Consider the following 17874-nt stretch of genomic DNA (forward strand, 5'->3'; position numbering starts at 1 on the left):
AAAACAGGCAAACCCTGATGTAGGATTAATCTAAAATAGAATTTCCTAAGTTGCTAGTGGTCCGATTGGGTGGTTCGCATCCCCCGCTGTGCGTGACCGATACTGGAGAGGCGACAGGCCACCCCGCGGAGGCAGCTTCAGATGGCAATCACAAAGACAGTCCCGTTGCTGATGCTGAGCAACGAGCTGAACCGGCTGAAGGCGGAGTCCAAGGTCAGCAACCCCGAGGCCGCACAGCATCTCGGCTGCGCCGCCACAAAGATCAACCGGATTCTGACGATGACGTCGAAGCCAACCGTGGGCGACGTCAAGCTACTCGCCGAGAAATACGGCGCCAGCCCGGAACTGACCGACGTCCTGGTGGACCTCGCTCGCAACCTCGGCAGGAAAGGCGACTGGACCGGTTACCGCGCCCTGTACCCGGGATGGTTGCGCATGCTGATCAGCCTCGAGCAGTACAGCGGCCGAATCCGCATCGTCCAGTCCGAGATCATCCCAGGACTACTCCAAACCGAGGGCTACGTCCGCGCTCTCCACGAAGCTCCGACCCCGTTCGGGAACACCTCCAACGTCGACGACGCCGTCCGGGCACGACGTGAACGCCAGGAAATCATCACCCGCGACGACAACCGCCCGATGCTCAGCTTCGTGTTGTCCGAGTCCAGCCTCCGCCGCGTCTTCGGAAGCAAAGACGTCATGCGGGAACAGATGGAGCACCTGCTCGACACCTCCCGGCTCGCCAACGTGCAACTCCAGGTCCTTCCGTTCGCCAACGCCAGCCCTGTCACCCACGCCTCGGTGCAGTTCGCACTGCTGCACGTCCCCGGTCCGGGCATCGCCGCACCCTTGAACTTCGTCTACGTCGAGCAGTACGACGACGCCCGCTACCTCGACGACCAGGCACGCGTCGAGGCATACGAGCAGCTCTGGGGCCACCTTCAAGCCGCTGCGCTGGGCCCGGTGGAGTCAGCCGATTTCATCGGGAAAGTGGCGGAGGAATACAAGTAACCGGTAAACGAAAGGACCGCAGCAGATGCACTCCCACGAGTACCTACCTGACAGCGCCTTCGACAACGCACGATGGCAGAAAGCGAGCGCCAGCGAGCCCCAGCACAGCTGCGTGGAGTTCGCGAAAGTCGACAACGTGATCGCCGTACGCGATTCCAAAGCGCCCGACGGCCCGATTCTCCAGTTCAACGAGCACGAGATCGCGGCCATGCTCGCCGGCGCCAAAGGTGGCGAGTTCGACCACTTAATCTGACCCAGCATCCTGCGCCGAGGCGGTCACCAAGCAGGCCAGCCGGGTTGGCTGGCGGCAGCCAGGAGCTTGACCTCTGCTGTGCCGACCGTCTCGGTGCAGAGCGGCGTGGTTGGGCATGTCTGCGCCGATCTGCCCGCGCAGTCGCCCGCCTGGCGCGGCAGGCGATCAACAAGCTGCTGGCCAACTGGCATGGCTACCGGTGGAGCACGTCGCCGATCGACGGCCACGAAGCCACCAGTTCGGCCACGGGTTCAGGAGCCGCCGGTCGCCGGGCTGCCCTGTGGCGCTAGGTCGCTTGCATCCAGTGTGCGGAGGCGGAACCGGTCAGCTGGCAGCAGCTCCTGGCAGGGAAGGTCACCCAGCCCGGTCGGCACGGTAAAGTCTCGTTGGCCCGGATGAGCCCCGGTTTCCACCGGGACAGCAAGGCATCGCCCCAGACGGCCGCGGATCGCTCAACTCTTACCGGAACGTCGGACCGGACAACGTGGATGCCGTTCGAGGATTGCTCTGGGCGCTGGCGCACACCACGCCCGCGCACGCCGAGCTGGTCAACGACCTTGCGGAACGTTTCGCTGGTTGGTCCGAGCACGATGCGGCTGCAATTCGCAGCGCGGCAGCCCAGATCTGGGCGGATATACCCACCACGCACTGAATCGGCCTGGTTCTTTGCAGCTCCCGAGCGCGGCAGCGTGCACTCCCGCGATATCAACCGCATCTTGATGACATCCGCCTCATGCAACGGCCAGGGATCAAGCTGTGCGGACGCGAACCGCACACTCGCGGGGCCCCAGAGAAACGTCGGCGATTTCGACAGCTCAGGCGAGGACATCGCCCGCGACTTCGTGGCCCGCACCGACTGCTGGATACACACCGAGCGCGTCGCTCTCACCGTCGACCAGGTCGCTGAGTTCAACCCGCCCCCGCAGCCCGGCAAGACCACCGATTCTCGCGCCGCGACCTTCACCCTCGTGCACGGCGCTTGGTGCAGGTCGAGGTCGACGCCCTCGAGCCCGCCGACCTCCACCGCCTCTTCGACATCGCGCTCGCCCGCTGGTGGAATCCCAACGCCTACGAAGCAGTCCTCGAAGCCGAGCAACGCGACCGAGATCAGCTCAACGGGCGGTGACCAGCGGCCTGCACCCGGTCGCGGCCCCTTCCAACTTCCTACCCCCTCATCGTTCCGCTGGTGCTTACCGCCGGGTGGCTCATCGCCCAAGCCGTCCGACACCACCTTGGAATGCCCTGATTCCGAGGCGGCCTGCGAATTGTGCTTCGACTCTGACAGCCCGCGATGCCACCATCGGTGTGGCACGCAATCCGACACGGCCGTGAGGAACGCACGATGGATGACGAGCACCGCCGGCGGGAGGAAGAAGACCGGGACGCTTGGCGTCACCGCGACGACGATGACCGGCGAATGCGAGCCGAGGTCGACGAATCCCTCGACTACATCTTCGGGACCGACGGCAGCAGCGCCAACGTGTGGGACGACGCGAGCCGCCCCAGGAACTCCGCATCGGGACAGAACGGGATCTTCGCCCGCTGGGGGAATGTGCTCCGCGGCCGCCGCGGCTAAGCGAAACGACCGGCCAGCGCGCGAAACGCCGAGATCCGCGTACACCCAACCGATCCGGCAGCACCTCCAGGACATGCCAGCCCCGATCGTCGCCGACACCCTCGGCTACCACCCCGTCACCACAACCAAGCTCGCCAACCAGGCCGGCACCACCTGGAGCCGATACGCCCCCGGCGATCACTCACCGCTACAACCACAGGAAGCTCGCGACAGTTGAATAGGCGACCTCACCAGTCGGCGCAAAGGGAACGTGTCACCAGCCGCAAACGGGCCAGTTTCCGCAGATCAACCGTGTTCTGCACTGGTGGCTCGCCTGCCAACGTCTGCCACCAACGTGACCGAGCAGCTCGCCGACATGGCCGCCGCCGGCCTGCAGCGGCCCGACCACCAGGTTCCTGACGGCGAAGGGCTGGCCGCGGCGATCAAGCTCCTCCGGCAGGACCTCGACCGCTTGGAGCGCATCCTCGATACCTGATCATCTGTCCCGCTCTGTCCGCTGTGGATCGTGCTACTCCCGATGTCGCCGGACGTCGTCAGCTCGACGCCGGCGTTCTGTCCGGGGTGCATGTCGGGAGTCTGATGTCATGAGCTCGGGGAGGTCGCCGCGGTCGGGAGATGCGGTGCCGGTGCGCCGGAACTCGCTGGGGGTGATGCCGCGGATGCGTTTGAACGCTGCGCTGAACCCGAAGGCGTCGGAGTAGCCCACGGTGCGGGCGATCTCGGCGATGGTGGCCGCCTTGCGGTCGGCCAGCAGGTCCGCCGCGAGGGTCATGCGCCAGCATGTGAGGTAGGTCAGGGGTGGTTCGCCGACCAGGTCGGCGAACCGTTTCGCCATCGTGGCGCGCGACACCCCGCTCCGGTCGGCCAGCGAGGAGACCGTCCACGGCGCCGCCGGTTCGGCGTGCAGCAGCCGTAGGGCGTGGCCGACCACCGGGTCGCGGTGCGCGGCGTACCACGCGGGCGGCTCGCCGCCGGGCCGGTCGAACCACTCGCGCAGCGAGCACACCAGCATCCAGTCCAGCAGCCGGTCGAGCACGACCTGCTGGCCCGGCGCGTCGACGGCGACCTCGGCGGCCAGGAGGTCCCGCACGGCGTCGGCCGCACCGCCGGGTGCGACGCGCAGGACGTCGGGCAGCGCATCCAGCAACCGCCGGCCGATCTCGCCCCGTACCGGGTAGGCGCCGACGACCAGTGTCGTCGCGCCGGCCGGGTCGTCGGGGCCACAGTCGTTCCAGCCGAGCCGGTGCAGGGTCCCGCCCTGCTCGGGCGTCGCGCAGTGCTCGCCGCACTCGATCGGCTCGGCCTCGGTTCCGATCTCGTCGACGAAGGAGAACGGCGCGGGGCCCCGCACGATCACCGTCTCACCGGTGGCGAGGTGCTCGGGCGGGCGACCCTCCGGGACGATCCACCCGGATCCCTCGAGCACGGTGCACAGGGTCAGGGGGGCGCCGTCCACGAAGACCAACGACCAGGGCGCGGACAGGGTTGAGCTGCCGAACAGTGACCCCTGAGCTCGTACACCACGGAACAGATCAGCGAAGGCGTCCACACCCGCGAGGTTAGACGAATGCACAGGCGATCGAGCTTTTCGCCCATGGATTCGCCAGAGATGGCGCCGTTGAATCGCTGCCATGGACAACAGCACCACTCTCGTTCTCGGCGCCACCGGCAAGACCGGCCGGCGGGTCGCCGCCCGGTTGCGGCTGCGCGGCACGCCGGTGCGCGCCGCCTCCCGATCCAGCCGGACCCCGTTCGACTGGTCCGACCCCGCCGGGTGGGACCGGGCACTGCGAGGCATCGCCACCGCCTACATCGTGCCGCCGACCGTGCCCGGCCCGGTGCACGACTTCGTGACACGGGCCGAGGCCACCGGCGTGCAACACCTGGTCCTGCTCTCCGGGCACGGCGCCGACGCCTGGGGCGACTCCACGTTCGGACTGGACATGCGCTCGGCCGAGGACGCCGTGCGCGGCTCGGCGCTGGAGTGGACCGTGCTGCGGCCGTCGAACTTCGACCAGAACTTCGACGAGGACCTCTTCCACGCCCCGCTGGCCGCCGGCGAGCTGGCACTCCCGGCCGGTGCCGTCCCCGAGCCGTTCATCGACCTGGAGGACGTCGCCGACGTCGCGGCCGCGGTGCTGACCGAGCCCGGCCGGCACGCCGGACGGGTCTACGAGCTCACCGGACCGCGCCCGCTGACCTTCGCCGAGGCCGTCGAGCTGATCTCCCGAGCGTCCGGGCAGCCCATCACCTACAAGCAGATCACCCCGGCCGAGTACACCGCGACGCTGGTCGACCAAGGCTTGAGCGAGGACGACGCCCACCACGTCACCGAGATGTTCGTGCTGATGGAACGCGGGGTGGGCGCAGGTACGAGCGACGGCGTCGCCACCGTGCTGGGCCGCGCGCCCCGGACCTTCGAGGACTACGTCGTGCGGGCCGCGGCGGCGGGAGCCTGGCGGCGATGACCGTCCGGTGGCCGACGCGAGTCCGCACGGGACTCCGGCGGGGCGGGCGCTGCGCGGGGGGTCTCCGGACAGTTGCCGCCGCGCATCCGGTCCGCGCTGCCCGTCCGATCCCCGTCACCGTCTTCTGAAAGGGACACGATGACCACCGCCACCAGCATGCTGACCGCCGAGGACCTCGAGTTCCTCGGCCGCCCCCTACACGGGTTCCTGACCATGCCCGGGGGACCGCAGCCGCCACAGCCCCGGCCGGTGTGGTTCGAGGCCACTCCGGCGGGCGAACGCGAACGCTCGTTGTCCATCACCGGTCGCACCACGGTGGAGACCGACGGAGCGCACGACCTGGCCTCCCGCCTCGCCGCCCGCTACTGGAACCTCCACGGGAGGGCCGACGATCTCGCCGCGATCCTGGCCGAGGACCAGGTCCGCGTCGTCCTTCAGCCGGAGGCCGTGCACCGCTTCACTTTCTGAGCTCGCCCACTCGAAGTCCGCCGGGTACATAAATTCCTACTGAGATGAGATGTCAAATGTGCAGTCTGGTAGTTGTTGCCCATCCCGATCCCGAATCGCTGACACATGAGCTCGGCCGTGAGACGACCGCTGCCCTCTCGGGCGACGACAGGTCCGCGGAGCTGGTCGACCTCGCGGCCGAAGCTTTCGATCCCCGCTTCACCAAAGCCGACCTGCTGCACTACCGCGGCGAGGGGCCCACACCGCCGGATGTCGTGCGCGAGCAAGCACGATTGGATACCGCCCAGCAGTTGGTGCTTGCCTTCCCGGTGTACTGGTGGTCTATGCCAGCTCTGCTCAAGGGCTGGATCGACCGAGTATTCATCAACGGCTGGGCCTTCGAGTACTCCCCGGGCGGACGCTTAGTCCCCAAGCTAAATCAACTGAGCGTGCACCTACTGGCCGTGGCAGGCGGTGACGCGGACGGCTACGAACGTCATGGCTATACCAACGCACTGCGGACTCAGATCGATCACGGCATTTTCGGGTTCTGCGGCGCTAACATCGCCTCGACCCGCATCGTGTACGACTCCGAAACCACTCCGGTCGAGACGCTCGCAGCGGAGGTGAACTCCACTGTGGAACACATCTCGACGCTGGCACCAGCGCTCTGACCAAAGGCCCGCTCAGACAGACCGATCATGTCAGGCAGACCGTGCTTGGCAGGATCGTTTCTTGCGGGTTTTACGATGAAGGAATCGGATCGTCGTGGCGAGATCCTCCGGCTGAGGAGATTGGGCACGTGCTGTCGATCCGGTCGGCGAGATCACCGTCGCAGAGGTTGCCCGGCGGGGCGCGCGGTACCCGGTCGACCGGCGCCTGTATCCACTCGTGCAGGAACTGCTCGACCGAACTGACAGTGCGCCTTTGCCAACCTGGCGGACGGGCAGGTCAACGGGTGCACGGCATGGCGTGACCACGAACGGATGAAGCTCCTGGTAGACGGGCGATTGCCTAGATCAATCCGTCCCACCAGGAGCTTCACGTGCTGTCTTACCCGTCCGGGATGAGGGTGCCCACCCGCGCGCTCGGCATGCTCGCTGACGTGCTGCACAGACACCGCAACGAACGTGCCACCCGCTGGCGCAAGCTCACCGTCGGTCGCCAGGCCCTGCTGGTAGTCGCCTATCTGCGCAAGGGCGAGACCTACAGCGATCTGACCTGCGGATTCAAGGTCGGCACCTCGACCGTCTACCGGGTAGTGCGCGAGGCGAGCCCGGCTTCGCGCTGAGTTGCGTCAGTCCCAGGAAGAACTCGTTGCACCGTCCAAAGTCGAGGCCCCGGAGTCACAGGAGGTGTTCTCCTGGACACCCTCGATCGGGATGTTGCCATAACCCAGAGGTCGCTGCCGCTGTCTCGACGTCGTCGCACGAAGAAATGTCACCGATCTGAGACTGATCTTCGAGTGACGCCTTGTGAGACAACCCGAAACCCGCAGGTCAAACAAGATCGACATGTCGCCTGACTTGGGACCCTACACTTCTGTAGGGGCTCAAACCCAGCTTTCTCCAAAGCTCAGTCTTGATGGCCACTGTCTGGCCAATTGGCCATCGGGATTGAGAATCCGCAATGTCGCGGAGTTTGAGACCCTACATCTTCCCGGACCTGCTGGACGGTGTTGCGCACAAGCTGCTGACGCACCGCGCGATGGACGACATCCACGAATCCATCACGGAGTACCGGCATTACCTCCAGGGATGGTGCTGGACCTCGCCGACGAGCTACCGAGCGGGAGCGATCCTGTAATGGAGCCAAGCCCCCGGCCGCGCTCGTTGCGAACGACCTCCGGCCCTGGTACTTCCCCAGAAGGCCCGCGTCCAGGTGCTCCCCGTGCCAGGACGACGGGCATTCTTGCCGACAGGGCCGAGAGACCCGGCCAGACCTCGGCGTTTCCCGTTTCCCAGAGTTTCCGGTTCGAGCACGAAACTGCGCAGCCCTGTCCGGGGCAAAGAGCAGCGCCCACGCTGGAAGCAGCGCTGATCAACGTGACCTCGCCACGCCATCCACAAAGTGCCCGGGTACGAGCCCGGGCGAAGCCGCTACATGATCAAGGAGACCCGATGGACCCGTTCGAAAACGACAGGCGAATCCTTCCCGACGAGCGCCGCTGGGGGCAGGGATTCGGAGGAAAGCCGTACGACGACGGAGAACTCGCCGAGATCGCCGTCAACGTGGCCGAGACCCACCAGGACGGCTACGGCCCCCGGCTCGTATCCACGATCCCGGGATTCGAGCGCACGGAAACCGGCGACTACCGCCTGCCTCCCGGCTTCGACGCGAGCAACCACCCCAACCGAAAGAAGGTGCCCGCTGCGTTCCTCCACCCCGATCTCCCAACGGCGACCGAGCAGCCCTGGCAGCTGACCGAGGCGCTCCAAGCGCACTTTCGCAACCGCGGGTACGCCCTCGACCAACACGGTCGGCCTGTGCACCCACACGCAGACCAGCTGCTGGAAAGCATCGGCCTGAACACTGGGATTGGATGGGGATGGAGACTCGGTGAATCCGTGGTCGCCGATGCAGTTGTCACCGTCGGCGACAGCGTCTTCCTCTGGCAGCCCCCAGGCGCCGACGACCGCCAGGCGGTGCCCGGCGGATACGCCATCCCCGGCGACGAGGGCATCACCGATCTGCACTGGAATGCCGGGCAGCGCCCGATCTCTGCCGAAGGCATCCAGTCCACAGCTCGGCGCAAAGTCGAGACGGAGGCGGGCGTGTTGCTGGGTCAGGACTGCGCTGAGCGAATCGTGCGCGGGATCCGACCCATCAGCAGCCCGCACACCCTCAACTTCTGGACCGTGACCTTCACGGTGCACTTCCACCTTGCCGACACCACCGTCCAACCAGGACCGAACACGGCGCTGATCAAGACCGGTGACCTCGCCGAACTGCCGATCTGGCCCGACCACCGACGCGCTATCGAAGCGGCAATCGGTTAACCCCGGCCAGTCTTCGCTCAAAGCCCGGCACCGCAACCAACCCGCGCGGTGCCGGGCTACTACCCCACTGTTCGGCATCCACGCCAACAACGCACAACCGACAGGAGGACTGACCAATGGTCGAAGAAGGAACCATCAACGCTAGTGACGTGGCGTGTTTCGTCGGTGAAACCGATGAAAACAACGCGGGCACCGCAACACACAGCGCGTCGGGGGACGCCCTGGTGAAGGTGAAGTGGGGCCACGGGCACCCGAAGTCCGGGGAAGCGTATAGCCACGAACCAGCCAACAACCTGGTCGTGGTGCGAACGTCCGAGCAGGAGCAACGTCGCGTGTGGCAGGAGGGCCGCCAGCGGGACAAGAATGCCCTGGAGGCCGGGGAGAAGCTGGCCGCAGAGGCGGCCGAGGTGTGGACGGACTGGGCCAACCGCCTGCGGGGCCTGCTGGATGAGCTGGACGGCGCCCGGGTGCTGCCTCTCATGCCCTATAGGAACCTGCCCAGCGGGGCCAAGCCGGTGGTCTCCCCCACCGGGGACGACTCGATGGACGTGATGTGGGCTCGGCCGTTGATGGGCGTGGACCTCGCTGGGCTGCGGGCCAACTTGGCTTCGCTGTTGCGCGACGCCTCCTGGCGTTCCAGTATGAGCAGGAGGAAGGGCGCTGCGAGCACGAGATCGAGCGGCTTGATGACCAATAGTCGTCAGTAGCTATCCCTTGCCGGGCCTGGCCTAAGCCGGGCCCGGCTCTTCTTTTGCACGCAATGCACTGCTGTGAACAGTGTTTTCGTACGCCGGGTCGGGACCGACCAAACCCGTCCGGCTCCCGAGTGGAAAGGAACCAACCGATGAACGTCGCACTGCCTCTGGACCCCGGCGAGCCGATGGCCCGGCACCGTGACCGCGCCGAGGCGACCCTCAACGCCGCGCGGGAAGTGTACTACCGGACGCAGATGATCGACGTAGCCCGGATCGTCACGGCCGCGCTGCCCACCGCCGCGTCGATCGACCTCGCCCGGGATTTGTACGACTTCCCGAACGGCGTGTGCCTGCTCGCGGTCCACGCGGATGACGGCACGCCGCTGTGGGGCGACGAACTGGACGAGGACAGGCGGCCGACGTGATCGTCGAGACCGTCAGCCGGGCCGTGAACGAGGATATCCCCGAGGCTGTCGCCGACAAGCGACCGGACTGGTCGCGCCTGCGCATTGCTGGGCTGGTCGAGACGTATCGCGTCGCCCTGCCCGACCGCGCCACGGTCGAGCACCACACCAGCACGCCCCCGAACGACCACGAGCCCCGAGTGGAGGCCGTCGCTGACCGCGACCCGGACAGCGCGACTGAGCTGCACGCGTTCCTCGACGGCATGCCGGTCCCGGCCGAGCTCACGGAGGTCGACCCGGGACGGGGCTGGGTGCTCAGTGACTGGCGCGAGCTTGCCGCCGAGCACGCGGCCGCCGCCAGCCCAGCAGCAGCGGAACTGATCAGACAGCTGTTCCGGGAGGGCGAGTCGAACGAGTTCGTGACCGCCTAACGCGCCCCGCTTCTCACCACACCAGTCCGGCGTCCTGGTCCATGCCAGGGCGCTGGGCTTTTTCATGCCCGACTTCCGCGCCGCGATGACGCACTCCGGAGATCACCGTGAGCACAGCAAAGACCCACCAACAGCCGATTCCGCTGCTGCCGGTCCTGATGGCCACCTACCGCACCCAAGGCCAGCGCAGCACCGACTTCGCCTGGGTGCCCGAGGGGGAACTGGTCATCCTCGCCTCGGCCTGCGACAGGGACCGCGGCAACCCCGACGGCTCCTGTGGCTGCACCCGCGTGGCTACAACAAAGGGCTTCCGCCCGACCTGACGACCGCCTGGACGCCCCGATGGTCGGCGCGTTCCTCCAACACCTGGAGACGGAGCGAGGCAACACGGCCACCACCCGCAACGCCCGGCTGGCCGCGATCCACTCCTTCTTCCGCCACGCCCTGCCGCGCGCGCCCGAGCACGCCGCACTCATCCAACGAGTGCTGGCCATCCCACCCAAACGCGTCGACCGCGCAATCGTCGACTACCTCACCCGCACCGAGACCGACGCCCTGATAGCCGCCCCGGATACTTCGACCTGGACCGGACGCCGCGACAACGCACTGATCCTGGTCGCCGTCCACACCGGACTACGCGTCACCGAACTGGCCAACCTCCGCATCCGCGACACCCACCTCGCCGCGGGGGCACACCTGCGCTGCCATGGCAAAGGCCGCAAAGACCGCTGCACCCCGCTGACCAGCGTCACCGCGAAAGTCCTACGCACCTGGCTGAAAGAGCGAGGCGGACAACCCGACGATCCGCTGTTTCCCACCCGGCGGGGCACCCTGCTGTCCCGCGACGCCATCGCGCGCCTGGTCGCCAAACACGCCAAGGCCGCCGAAGCCGCCTGTCCATCGCTGACCAGCAAGAACGTCACACCGCACACCCTGCGGCACTCCTACGGCACCGCCCTGGCCGAAGCGGGGGTTGATCTCGCGGTGATGCAAGCCCTGCTCGGCCACGCTCATGTCGACACCACCGCCCGCTACATCCATCTGGCTCCGGCCCACGTGAAAGCAGAATTCGATGCCGCTCGCGATCGCCTCCGCTCCCAATCCCAGCAATGATCTGCACATCGCCTATCTGGACTATCTTCAGCAGACAGGACGGGGAAACGCTGCCTACTCGTGGGCGGCTCGGGTGTTCTTCGGGCGCTGGCCGGACCCGCGAGGGTGGGTGGCCGAGTCGTTGGAGACTCGCTTGTCGGCTGGGAGCTCGACTCGGCCGATCATCACGTTCCTGATGCTGCACCGGGTGCTGCAACCGGGCTATGACTATCTGCTGGAACGCAAACTCTCCAGCATCTGGCGGGAAATCAAAGACTCACCGCTGAGACCAGACCTCGATCGGTTCATGACCGCGGCCGCCGAGCTCGGGTTCACCGAACGGGTCCGGTTCGCCACCGGCTCCCAAGTGCCGGTCCGGCTGCTCATCCAGACTGGACGGTCGCTGGACCGGATCACCGTGGCCGATCTGGACGAGTTCCGGGCTGCGTGTCAGGAGCGCGAGACGCGAACTGGCAAGGGCCACAAGCACTATCTGGCGGCGGCCAGTAACGCCCAGCGCGTGCTGTTTCACCTGGGAATCGTCGATGAGCTGCCACGCTCGGGCGGCCCGGTCCCGTTCACGCAAAGGCTTTCCCCGGTGGGAACGCCGCTTCCGGGTCAACCACCGTGGTTTTCACCTTTGAACGTGCGCGGGCTGATGCCCTCGATCCCGATGGCGGCCATGATTCTGGCGACGGTTTTCTCGCTGACCACCTCACCCTGGTCACGAAGTTCTGCGGTAACCCGCAGTGACCCGTAGGTGCCGCCGGAATCCTTGTGCACGTCGGTGATTTTCACCTCAAGGTCCGCGCGGCGTTGCCGGTGTGGTGTCAAAACCGTTGCCGCCGCGCGTTTCACATGCGCGTAGTAGCCGGATGCCGACACTCCCAGCAGCCGCGCCATGCGCCGGACCGAGAAGCGTCCGCCCTCGGGCCTGCTGGTGCCGGCGGTCTCGGCGATGTCGTCGGGGCTGGCGTACTTGACCATCAGATCGAACCGTGCCGGTTCTTCTACATCGCGGCAAAGTACGCCGAGGCTTTTACCAGGAACGCGTTGTCCTTCTCCAGATCGGCCACCTGCTTACGCAATCGCAGCAGCTCGGCCCGCTCGGCCGCCTCCAGCGGTTTCTCGCCGTGAACCTCGGCCGCGGCGATCCTGCGCCGCTCATCTTTGACCCAGTTACTCAACAAACCGTCGTTGAGACCCAACTCACGAGCAACTTCGGCGATCGTGCGACCGGAATCGATCACACGATGCGCAGCCTCGACCTTGAACTCGGTCGTGAACGACCGGCGCTTGCGAGGAGGCATAAGGACATCCTTCCAGCAGGACCACAGTCCTGCCAAATCGGTGTCCACTACCCGGGGGGAACCTCAGAGCGCGCTGGACGGAGGAAACCGGACATGGCGGAAACCCCGTTGGAATCGCCGTTTCCGCTCAGCTCGTCCTGGCTGGGCATGAACCTGCTCCTGATCAACCCGGAGCTGGCCATAGTAGACGCGGCGCAACACGAGCGGGTCCGGCTCCTCGAGAGTAGGGGAATCGAGGTGGTGCCGCACCTGTTGCGGCACAGCCGGATTCTCGGCGGCGGCTTCCATTGCGCGACCCTGGATCTCGTCTGGGACGGCGGAGCAATCGACTATTTCTCCTGATCGGCGCCACTGGAGCCGATATTTCGTGGTATGAATGTGTCTTCCAGAGGCTGTGGAATCGAGGTTTCACCATGAGTGCTGATCATCCTGAAGTCGCGGACGTATATGCGAAGTTCTCGACGAAGGGGCCGGCGGCGAGGTACCGGGACAAGGTGGAGACTTATTCGCTGTTCGACGTCATCGGGCTGATGGACGGGCGCAGCGTGCTCGACGTCGGTTGTGGATACGGCCGGCCGTCAGCGAGTTCGCTCGACGAGGGGCCGCTCGCGTAGTCGGGGTCGATATTTCACCGCAGATGCTTGACCAAGCCGCGGTCGTGGCGAGCGGCGCCGACAACATTTCGTTCGTTCAACATGACGTGCTTGAGATGCCCAAGCTCGGTACCTTCGATCTTGCGGTGGTGATCTACCTCATTCAGTACGCGAAGACGATCGATGAGCTCGCCGCGATGTATCGGAACATCGCGGCGAATGTCCGTTCGGGCGGACAATTCGTCGCGCTTACAGTTGATTCCCGGTTCCGGCATGGAGAGGGCAGCACCGAGAAGTACGGGTTCTCGGTCGCCCCGGTGGTCGAGCCGCGCGACGAAGACCGGCTGTCGTTCACGATGTTCAGCGACCCGCCGGTGACTGTCGACTGCACCCACTTCGAGAGGTCTACTCATGAGCGCGTGGCGAAGCGTTGCGGCTTTCGCACGCTGCGCTGGCATGAACTACGCGTTGATCCCGGTCTGGAGGGCGGCGCGGATTTCTACCGCGACTTCTTGGACAACCCGCCCTTCGTTCTGCTGAGCGCGGAGATGGGGGAGACGCGGTCATTCTGAGCGGTCGTTAGTGGCGAGGTCGACGCACCGATCTTCAAGCACGACGAAGTCGAGGCCGATCGCCAGCGCTGACCGGATCGCTCCCTGAGCGTCATCCACGATGGGTTCGCCGCGTTGGTTGAACGAGGTGTTGATCGCCACCGGCGCGACGCCGCCTGCCCGGAGCCGGTCCAGCACGGACCACATCAGTTCGTCACGGTCCCGCATGACTTGTGGCCGCACGGTGCCATCGACGTGCACGATTGCCGGTACATCGCGGTAGGCGCGTTCGGTGACCTGGCTGGCCCCGACCATGTAACGATGCAACATGGGGTTCGCCGACCAGTACTCGTCGTCGCATTCGGGCAGCGCCACCGGGCAGAGCGGTCGCCACAATTCGCGACCTTTGAGGCGGTTCAAGCGGTCGCGAGCAGCCTTGTCGGTGGCGCTTGCCACGATGGATCGATGGGATAGCGCCCGGGGACCGATTTCGGCGCGCCCGACGACGATTGCCCCGAACTGCCCTGCGGCCAGCCGTTCCGCAATGTCCCCCGGCGACACTGGTTTCGCGGCCAGGCCATGGGTGCTCAACGCGTCGTCGATCTCCGTCCGCGAGATGACGCGGCCGAGGTATGGGGTGATCGGGTCAGCGGGCAGGCGCGGTGGCACGATGGACCACGCCGCGCCGAGTGCTACTCCTGCGTCGTGCGGCACGGGCGGCACGAACACCGGTTGGGGCAACAGCCCGTTTGCCGAACAGTTCAGCGCGACACCGCCGGAGAGGCACAGGTTTTCGTGACCGGTGGCGGTTCGCGCGCGGGTGGCGAGCATCGTCATCGCCTCTTGCAGGCTTGTCTGTGCGCTGTGCGCCAGTCGTACTGCGTCAAGATCGTCGGCGAGCTGCTGGGAGGACACCCGGTTGCGTCGGTAGCCGAGCGACCGGATGTGATCCCACCACCCCATCACGATCTCCTTCTGCGTGGCGTTGGCCGGTAGGGCGAACGGTGGCCGGTACTCGCCGTCGCGAATCTCCAGCATGGGCCACGGTGTGAGGCCCTGCGCACGACCGTATGCGGCCAGTCCCATCGTCTTGCCCGCCTCGAGGAACGACAACCCGATCATCTCCGACACGGCGTCGTACATGTAGCCCAAGGAGTCCGGAATGGGTAGGCGTTCTCGACACACCATCGGGCGGCCCTGGCGTGCGTCGAAGATGGATACGCTCTCGTCGTCGCCGTGCCCGTCGACCACGAGCACCGCGGCCGCGGGGTATCCCGACGCGTAGAAGGACGCCGCCGCGTGCGCACGATGGTGCGGGACGAAGACGAGTTCGGGGTGGCGGCGCGCATCCAGTCGCCACCCCAGCTCGGTCTCCAGGTAGTTGCGACTGTCGCCGAACTGCCATGGACGTCCCAGCACCCCGTGCCCGAAATCGGCCCGCGTCGCGTGCCGCGGTGCGTCCCAGCCGACAGCCACAACATCGATGTCCTCAGGGCGGATACCGGCGATGGCGAGGCAGGCGGACGCCGCGTGCCGGGGATGTTCGTCAATGGCATGCTTGTTCCGGCTGATGCGCTCCTGCTCGATCAGCGCGTGCACCACACCATCGCCGTCCACCAAGCACGCCGCTGAGTCGTGCCAGCCCAGGGGAGGCGCATTCAGTCCGAGCACCCACATGAAATGGCCCTTTCAATCCGCGTACACCTGGTTGAAGGCAGCGACCAGCTCGTCGAAGTGTTCGGTGTAGAGCGTGTAGTGGTTGCCCGGGATCACCATGCTCGTGATCGCGCCCGTCGTGTAGCGTTGCCAGCTTTCCGGTGGCAGGCTTCTGATGCCCACCGCATCGTAGGCCGGGTTGTGCTTCTCTTCGGCGGACAACACGGTGATGTCGGCCTCGATCGGAGCGTCGCGCTGCATGATGGATATCTCCATGGCATTGGCCACCAGGCTCTCAATGCACTGCCGCATGAGATCTTGGGTCCTCGTGGTCCAAGTCGGTTGCCGCAGCCTGGCCATCACATCATCTACTGTGGATAGCCGGTCGAGCTGTTCGGGCACGGGGCCCCTGAGGAAGTACGACATCGTCACGCATGCCGCGCGCAGGTAGTCCACCTGCACCGGTCGCGGAGGGTAGGCCTCGGCGGGTACGGCGTCGATCATGACGATGTCGATGACTCGTTCCCCTTCCTCGGCCAGCTGCGCCGCCATTTCCACCGCCAGGTTGCCGCCCATCGAGTAGCCGGCGAGCCGGTACGGTCCGTGTGGCGCGACAGAACGGATGTCGGCTATGCACCTGGCCGCCATCTCCGGCACGGTCCGTGGCGGAGATGGCTCATTGAACGGGTAGGAAACCGCGTAGACGGGTTTGTTGAAGGTGAACCGCGGCGCCAGCTCGTGGTAGCAGAACACCGTCCCGTTGACCGGATAGATGAAGAAGATCTCTTGACCGGGCACGCCGTCCCGGAGCCGCACGATCGTCGGGTCGATCGGGTTGCCGCCGGGCCAGGTCCGGATTTCCTCGGTGACCCGACGCGGCGTTCCCAGGTGCAGGAACCGGCTCAGACCGATGGTGGGACCGATGCGCTGCGCGATCGCGTCCACGATCTCCATCGCCATTCGACGATCCCCCGGAGGCGTTGAAGTCGTCGTCGGGGCCCAGGCCATCGATACCCAGGTAGGCCCGATACACCGCGGACTTCCTCGAGCAGTTCTGCCGGTCGTTCGTGGTGTTGTGGGGACTGCGTTGCGGCGGGAGGAATTGCATCGATCCAATGCCGCGTTCGGTGCAGTGGATACCCTGGAAGCGTGATCTTGACCGCAGAGCCGAGGTCGTCTTCGTCCACCGACTGGTGAGCCTGATCGGTGCCCGGTTCCAGGCTTTTCAGCGCCGTGCTGGCCTCGTCGATCGTCCGGGCCCGCACCGCGGCGGTAACCGGCATTTCGGTACGTCCGTGCGCCAAGGTGAAGGCGAGGTCATCGATGCGCACGTCGTGTGACAACAGGTGACGGCGGAGACTTGCGGCGACTTCCCGAAGTTCTTCCGGCGTTCGTGCCGACATCGGCAGCACGTAATCCCGGTTGGCGGGCTCCGGACGATGGCGGGGGCCGGGCGGTCCGGCGGTGAGGATCATGTGCGCATTCGTACCGCCCATGCCCAGCGAGGTGACCGCTGCGGCTTTGATTCCGGCGTCCGGTCGATGCGGACGGCGATAGATGGTGAACCCGCTCGCGTCGAGCTGGAGCAAGGAATTGGGTTCGGTGAAGTTGGTTTGCGGCGGGATCGTTTGGTGGTGCAACACCAAGGCGGTCTTGATCAGCCCTGCCATCCCGGCAGCGCACGCCATGTGGCCGAGATTCGCTTTGACCCCACCGAGTCCACAGCCCGGTGCGACCCCGCCCGCGGCGTCGTAAGCCTTGGTCAGTGCGAGGACTTCGATGGGGTCGCCGAGCACCGTGCCACTGCCGTGCGCCTCGATGTACCCCACGTCGGTGGAGGGGAGGCCGGCGTCGTTGATCGCGTCCGTGATCGCTGCCAGCTGTGCGGATGTGGACGGTGCGGCGAAACTGATCTTGTCCGCGCCGTCGTTGTTGACGCCGATCCCGGAGATCACGGCGTAGATGCGGTCGCGGTCGGCGATCGCGTCATCGAGGCGTTTGAGCACGACCACGCCGCCGCCGTTGCCGGCGATCCAGCCGGACGCAGTGGCGTCGAACGGGCGGCAGCGGCCGTCGGCGGACCACGTACCGCCCTCGCGGTAGAGATACCCGGACGCCTGCGGCAGCCGCAACGCCGCGGATCCGGCGATCGCCACGTCGCATCGTCTCATGATCAGTGCGGTGCAGGCGGTGTCGACGCTGATGAGAGAGCTGGAGCAGGCGGTCGAGAGCGACATCGCCGGCCCTGTGATACCAAGCGCGTAACACAGCCGAGTGGCGAGGAATTCGGGTTGGTTGGTGAGCCGGAGCCGGTAGGGCAGATCGGGCCCGGTGTGGTTTTCTCGCGGGATGAGATGTTGTTCCAGATATTGATCCGGGTGGCAAATGTGT

General features: G+C 66.1%; 26 protein-coding genes and 1 pseudogene. 19 read left to right on the plus strand and 8 right to left on the minus strand.

The genetic code is table 11. The features are described 5' to 3' along the window. The first annotated feature begins 141 nt into the window (after nucleotides 1–141). Nucleotides 142–1008 carry a DUF5753 domain-containing protein gene (locus DL519_RS11935; RefSeq protein WP_190814700.1) on the plus strand — a complete coding sequence of 289 codons (867 nt, stop codon included), beginning with the start codon at nucleotides 142–144 and terminating at the stop codon, nucleotides 1006–1008. 25 nt (nucleotides 1009–1033) lie between these two features. Beyond that, a complete protein-coding gene (locus DL519_RS11940) occupies nucleotides 1034–1261 on the plus strand; it encodes a DUF397 domain-containing protein (protein ID WP_190814702.1) in 228 nt (75 codons plus the stop codon). Between the two features lie 815 nt (nucleotides 1262–2076). On the opposite strand, the gene DL519_RS11945 is transcribed toward DL519_RS11940, so the two are convergent. Further along, on the minus strand, nucleotides 2077–2235 hold the full coding sequence (locus tag DL519_RS11945) for a hypothetical protein (protein WP_190814704.1): 159 nt from the start codon (nucleotides 2233–2235) through the stop codon (nucleotides 2077–2079). A gap of 5 nt (nucleotides 2236–2240) precedes the next feature. On the opposite strand from DL519_RS11945, the gene DL519_RS11950 reads away from it, so the two are divergent. The 3 genes from DL519_RS11950 to DL519_RS11960 all read left to right on the plus strand — a co-directional run bounded on the left by DL519_RS11950 (nucleotide 2241) and on the right by DL519_RS11960 (nucleotide 3312). Next, complete coding sequence (locus DL519_RS11950) at nucleotides 2241–2387, plus strand: hypothetical protein (protein ID WP_190814705.1); 147 nt, start codon at nucleotides 2241–2243, stop codon at nucleotides 2385–2387. Nucleotides 2388–2603: 216 nt separating this feature from the next. Next, nucleotides 2604–2837 carry a hypothetical protein gene (locus DL519_RS11955; protein ID WP_190814707.1) on the plus strand — a complete coding sequence of 78 codons (234 nt, stop codon included), beginning with the start codon at nucleotides 2604–2606 and terminating at the stop codon, nucleotides 2835–2837. A 334-nt stretch (nucleotides 2838–3171) separates the two neighbouring features. Beyond that, nucleotides 3172–3312: a hypothetical protein gene (locus DL519_RS11960; RefSeq protein ID WP_223838824.1), complete on the plus strand. Its 141-nt coding sequence runs from the start codon at nucleotides 3172–3174 to the stop codon at nucleotides 3310–3312. Between the two features lie 33 nt (nucleotides 3313–3345). Here the strand turns inward: DL519_RS11960 and DL519_RS11965 are convergent, their stop codons facing one another. Further along, nucleotides 3346–4386, minus strand: a complete 1041-nt coding sequence (locus tag DL519_RS11965) for an AraC family transcriptional regulator (protein ID WP_223840260.1) — start codon at nucleotides 4384–4386, stop codon at nucleotides 3346–3348. 82 nt (nucleotides 4387–4468) lie between these two features. Between DL519_RS11965 and DL519_RS11970 the strand changes: the two genes are divergently transcribed. The 11 genes and pseudogenes from DL519_RS11970 (at nucleotide 4469) to DL519_RS12020 (ending at nucleotide 11394) form a co-directional block, all read left to right on the plus strand. Next, entirely contained in the window at nucleotides 4469–5305 is an 837-nt protein-coding gene (locus DL519_RS11970; protein ID WP_190814709.1) for an NAD(P)H-binding protein, read from the plus strand. Between the two features lie 138 nt (nucleotides 5306–5443). Next, on the plus strand, nucleotides 5444–5773 hold the full coding sequence (locus tag DL519_RS11975; RefSeq protein WP_190814711.1) for a pyridoxamine 5'-phosphate oxidase family protein: 330 nt from the start codon (nucleotides 5444–5446) through the stop codon (nucleotides 5771–5773). 56 nt (nucleotides 5774–5829) lie between these two features. After that, the gene (locus tag DL519_RS11980; protein WP_190814713.1) at nucleotides 5830–6426 is read left to right on the plus strand and encodes an NAD(P)H-dependent oxidoreductase; all 597 of its coding nucleotides are present in this window, start codon (nucleotides 5830–5832) and stop codon (nucleotides 6424–6426) included. A gap of 419 nt (nucleotides 6427–6845) precedes the next feature. Then, nucleotides 6846–7022 (plus strand): annotated as a pseudogene (locus DL519_RS11985) (helix-turn-helix domain-containing protein); the annotation flags it as partial. A gap of 359 nt (nucleotides 7023–7381) precedes the next feature. Further along, nucleotides 7382–7558, plus strand: a complete 177-nt coding sequence (locus DL519_RS11990; protein WP_190814715.1) for a hypothetical protein — start codon at nucleotides 7382–7384, stop codon at nucleotides 7556–7558. 314 nt (nucleotides 7559–7872) lie between these two features. After that, on the plus strand, nucleotides 7873–8751 hold the full coding sequence (locus tag DL519_RS11995) for a hypothetical protein (RefSeq protein WP_190814717.1): 879 nt from the start codon (nucleotides 7873–7875) through the stop codon (nucleotides 8749–8751). Nucleotides 8752–8867: 116 nt separating this feature from the next. After that, the gene (locus DL519_RS12000; RefSeq protein WP_190814719.1) at nucleotides 8868–9458 is read left to right on the plus strand and encodes a hypothetical protein; all 591 of its coding nucleotides are present in this window, start codon (nucleotides 8868–8870) and stop codon (nucleotides 9456–9458) included. A 137-nt stretch (nucleotides 9459–9595) separates the two neighbouring features. Continuing rightward, complete coding sequence (locus DL519_RS12005; protein ID WP_190814721.1) at nucleotides 9596–9871, plus strand: hypothetical protein; 276 nt, start codon at nucleotides 9596–9598, stop codon at nucleotides 9869–9871. Beyond that, entirely contained in the window at nucleotides 9868–10281 is a 414-nt protein-coding gene (locus tag DL519_RS12010) for a hypothetical protein (protein WP_190814723.1), read from the plus strand. The genes DL519_RS12005 and DL519_RS12010 overlap by 4 nt, the downstream gene beginning before the upstream one ends. Before the next feature lie 107 nt (nucleotides 10282–10388). Next, nucleotides 10389–10604 (plus strand): DUF7715 family protein, encoded by a 216-nt coding sequence (locus tag DL519_RS12015; protein WP_190814725.1) that lies wholly within the window; start codon nucleotides 10389–10391, stop codon nucleotides 10602–10604. 19 nt (nucleotides 10605–10623) lie between these two features. Beyond that, nucleotides 10624–11394: a tyrosine-type recombinase/integrase gene (locus DL519_RS12020; RefSeq protein WP_190814728.1), complete on the plus strand. Its 771-nt coding sequence runs from the start codon at nucleotides 10624–10626 to the stop codon at nucleotides 11392–11394. 256 nt (nucleotides 11395–11650) lie between these two features. On the opposite strand, the gene DL519_RS12025 is transcribed toward DL519_RS12020, so the two are convergent. From DL519_RS12025 to DL519_RS12035, 3 genes are read right to left on the minus strand one after another with little or no spacing between them, the layout of a single operon-like run. Continuing rightward, nucleotides 11651–11959, minus strand: a complete 309-nt coding sequence (locus DL519_RS12025) for a hypothetical protein (RefSeq protein WP_190814730.1) — start codon at nucleotides 11957–11959, stop codon at nucleotides 11651–11653. Nucleotides 11960–11991: 32 nt separating this feature from the next. Next, nucleotides 11992–12360: an IS3 family transposase gene (locus tag DL519_RS12030; protein WP_190814732.1), complete on the minus strand. Its 369-nt coding sequence runs from the start codon at nucleotides 12358–12360 to the stop codon at nucleotides 11992–11994. Nucleotides 12361–12383: 23 nt separating this feature from the next. After that, on the minus strand, nucleotides 12384–12731 hold the full coding sequence (locus DL519_RS12035) for a transposase (protein WP_190814734.1): 348 nt from the start codon (nucleotides 12729–12731) through the stop codon (nucleotides 12384–12386). A gap of 45 nt (nucleotides 12732–12776) precedes the next feature. Between DL519_RS12035 and DL519_RS12040 the strand changes: the two genes are divergently transcribed. From DL519_RS12040 to DL519_RS12050, 3 genes are all read left to right on the plus strand, one after another. Then, entirely contained in the window at nucleotides 12777–13025 is a 249-nt protein-coding gene (locus DL519_RS12040) for a hypothetical protein (protein WP_190814736.1), read from the plus strand. A gap of 71 nt (nucleotides 13026–13096) precedes the next feature. Then, entirely contained in the window at nucleotides 13097–13297 is a 201-nt protein-coding gene (locus DL519_RS12045; RefSeq protein WP_190814737.1) for a hypothetical protein, read from the plus strand. A gap of 23 nt (nucleotides 13298–13320) precedes the next feature. Next, nucleotides 13321–13848 carry a class I SAM-dependent methyltransferase gene (locus DL519_RS12050; protein WP_263399626.1) on the plus strand — a complete coding sequence of 176 codons (528 nt, stop codon included), beginning with the start codon at nucleotides 13321–13323 and terminating at the stop codon, nucleotides 13846–13848. Here DL519_RS12050 and DL519_RS12055 read toward each other — a convergent pair. From DL519_RS12055 to DL519_RS12065, 3 genes are read right to left on the minus strand one after another with little or no spacing between them, the layout of a single operon-like run. Next, the gene (locus tag DL519_RS12055) at nucleotides 13840–15504 is read right to left on the minus strand and encodes a carbamoyltransferase C-terminal domain-containing protein (RefSeq protein WP_190814741.1); all 1665 of its coding nucleotides are present in this window, start codon (nucleotides 15502–15504) and stop codon (nucleotides 13840–13842) included. The genes DL519_RS12050 and DL519_RS12055 overlap by 9 nt on opposite strands. A 12-nt stretch (nucleotides 15505–15516) precedes the next feature. Next, entirely contained in the window at nucleotides 15517–16443 is a 927-nt protein-coding gene (locus tag DL519_RS12060; RefSeq protein ID WP_190814743.1) for a thioesterase domain-containing protein, read from the minus strand. Then, nucleotides 16386–17870 carry a beta-ketoacyl synthase N-terminal-like domain-containing protein gene (locus tag DL519_RS12065; RefSeq protein WP_317891439.1) on the minus strand — a complete coding sequence of 495 codons (1485 nt, stop codon included), beginning with the start codon at nucleotides 17868–17870 and terminating at the stop codon, nucleotides 16386–16388. The genes DL519_RS12060 and DL519_RS12065 overlap by 58 nt, the downstream gene beginning before the upstream one ends. Between the last annotated feature and the right edge of the window lie 4 nt (nucleotides 17871–17874).

Origin of the sequence: Saccharopolyspora pogona, from assembly GCF_014697215.1 — a bacterium.
Lineage (GTDB): Bacteria > Actinomycetota > Actinomycetes > Mycobacteriales > Pseudonocardiaceae > Saccharopolyspora > Saccharopolyspora hattusasensis.

Excerpts from the sequence above, each read along its gene's own strand:
- DL519_RS11935 (WP_190814700.1), top strand. The coding sequence starts at position 142 with ATGGCAATCACAAAGACAGTCCCGTTGCTGATGCTGAGCAACGAGCTG.
- DL519_RS11940 (WP_190814702.1), top strand. The coding sequence starts at position 1,034 with ATGCACTCCCACGAGTACCTACCTGACAGCGCCTTCGACAACGCACGA.
- DL519_RS11955 (WP_190814707.1), top strand. The coding sequence starts at position 2,604 with ATGGATGACGAGCACCGCCGGCGGGAGGAAGAAGACCGGGACGCTTGG.
- DL519_RS11970 (WP_190814709.1), top strand. The coding sequence starts at position 4,469 with ATGGACAACAGCACCACTCTCGTTCTCGGCGCCACCGGCAAGACCGGC.
- DL519_RS11975 (WP_190814711.1), top strand. The coding sequence starts at position 5,444 with ATGACCACCGCCACCAGCATGCTGACCGCCGAGGACCTCGAGTTCCTC.
- DL519_RS11980 (WP_190814713.1), top strand. The coding sequence starts at position 5,830 with ATGTGCAGTCTGGTAGTTGTTGCCCATCCCGATCCCGAATCGCTGACA.
- DL519_RS11990 (WP_190814715.1), top strand. The coding sequence starts at position 7,382 with ATGTCGCGGAGTTTGAGACCCTACATCTTCCCGGACCTGCTGGACGGT.
- DL519_RS11995 (WP_190814717.1), top strand. The coding sequence starts at position 7,873 with ATGGACCCGTTCGAAAACGACAGGCGAATCCTTCCCGACGAGCGCCGC.
- DL519_RS12000 (WP_190814719.1), top strand. The coding sequence starts at position 8,868 with ATGGTCGAAGAAGGAACCATCAACGCTAGTGACGTGGCGTGTTTCGTC.
- DL519_RS12005 (WP_190814721.1), top strand. The coding sequence starts at position 9,596 with ATGAACGTCGCACTGCCTCTGGACCCCGGCGAGCCGATGGCCCGGCAC.
- DL519_RS12020 (WP_190814728.1), top strand. The coding sequence starts at position 10,624 with ATGGTCGGCGCGTTCCTCCAACACCTGGAGACGGAGCGAGGCAACACG.
- DL519_RS12030 (WP_190814732.1), bottom strand. The coding sequence starts at position 12,360 with ATGGTCAAGTACGCCAGCCCCGACGACATCGCCGAGACCGCCGGCACC.
- DL519_RS12040 (WP_190814736.1), top strand. The coding sequence starts at position 12,777 with ATGGCGGAAACCCCGTTGGAATCGCCGTTTCCGCTCAGCTCGTCCTGG.
- DL519_RS12045 (WP_190814737.1), top strand. The coding sequence starts at position 13,097 with ATGAGTGCTGATCATCCTGAAGTCGCGGACGTATATGCGAAGTTCTCG.
- DL519_RS12050 (WP_263399626.1), top strand. The coding sequence starts at position 13,321 with ATGCTTGACCAAGCCGCGGTCGTGGCGAGCGGCGCCGACAACATTTCG.
- DL519_RS12055 (WP_190814741.1), bottom strand. The coding sequence starts at position 15,504 with ATGTGGGTGCTCGGACTGAATGCGCCTCCCCTGGGCTGGCACGACTCA.
- DL519_RS12060 (WP_190814743.1), bottom strand. The coding sequence starts at position 16,443 with ATGGCGATGGAGATCGTGGACGCGATCGCGCAGCGCATCGGTCCCACC.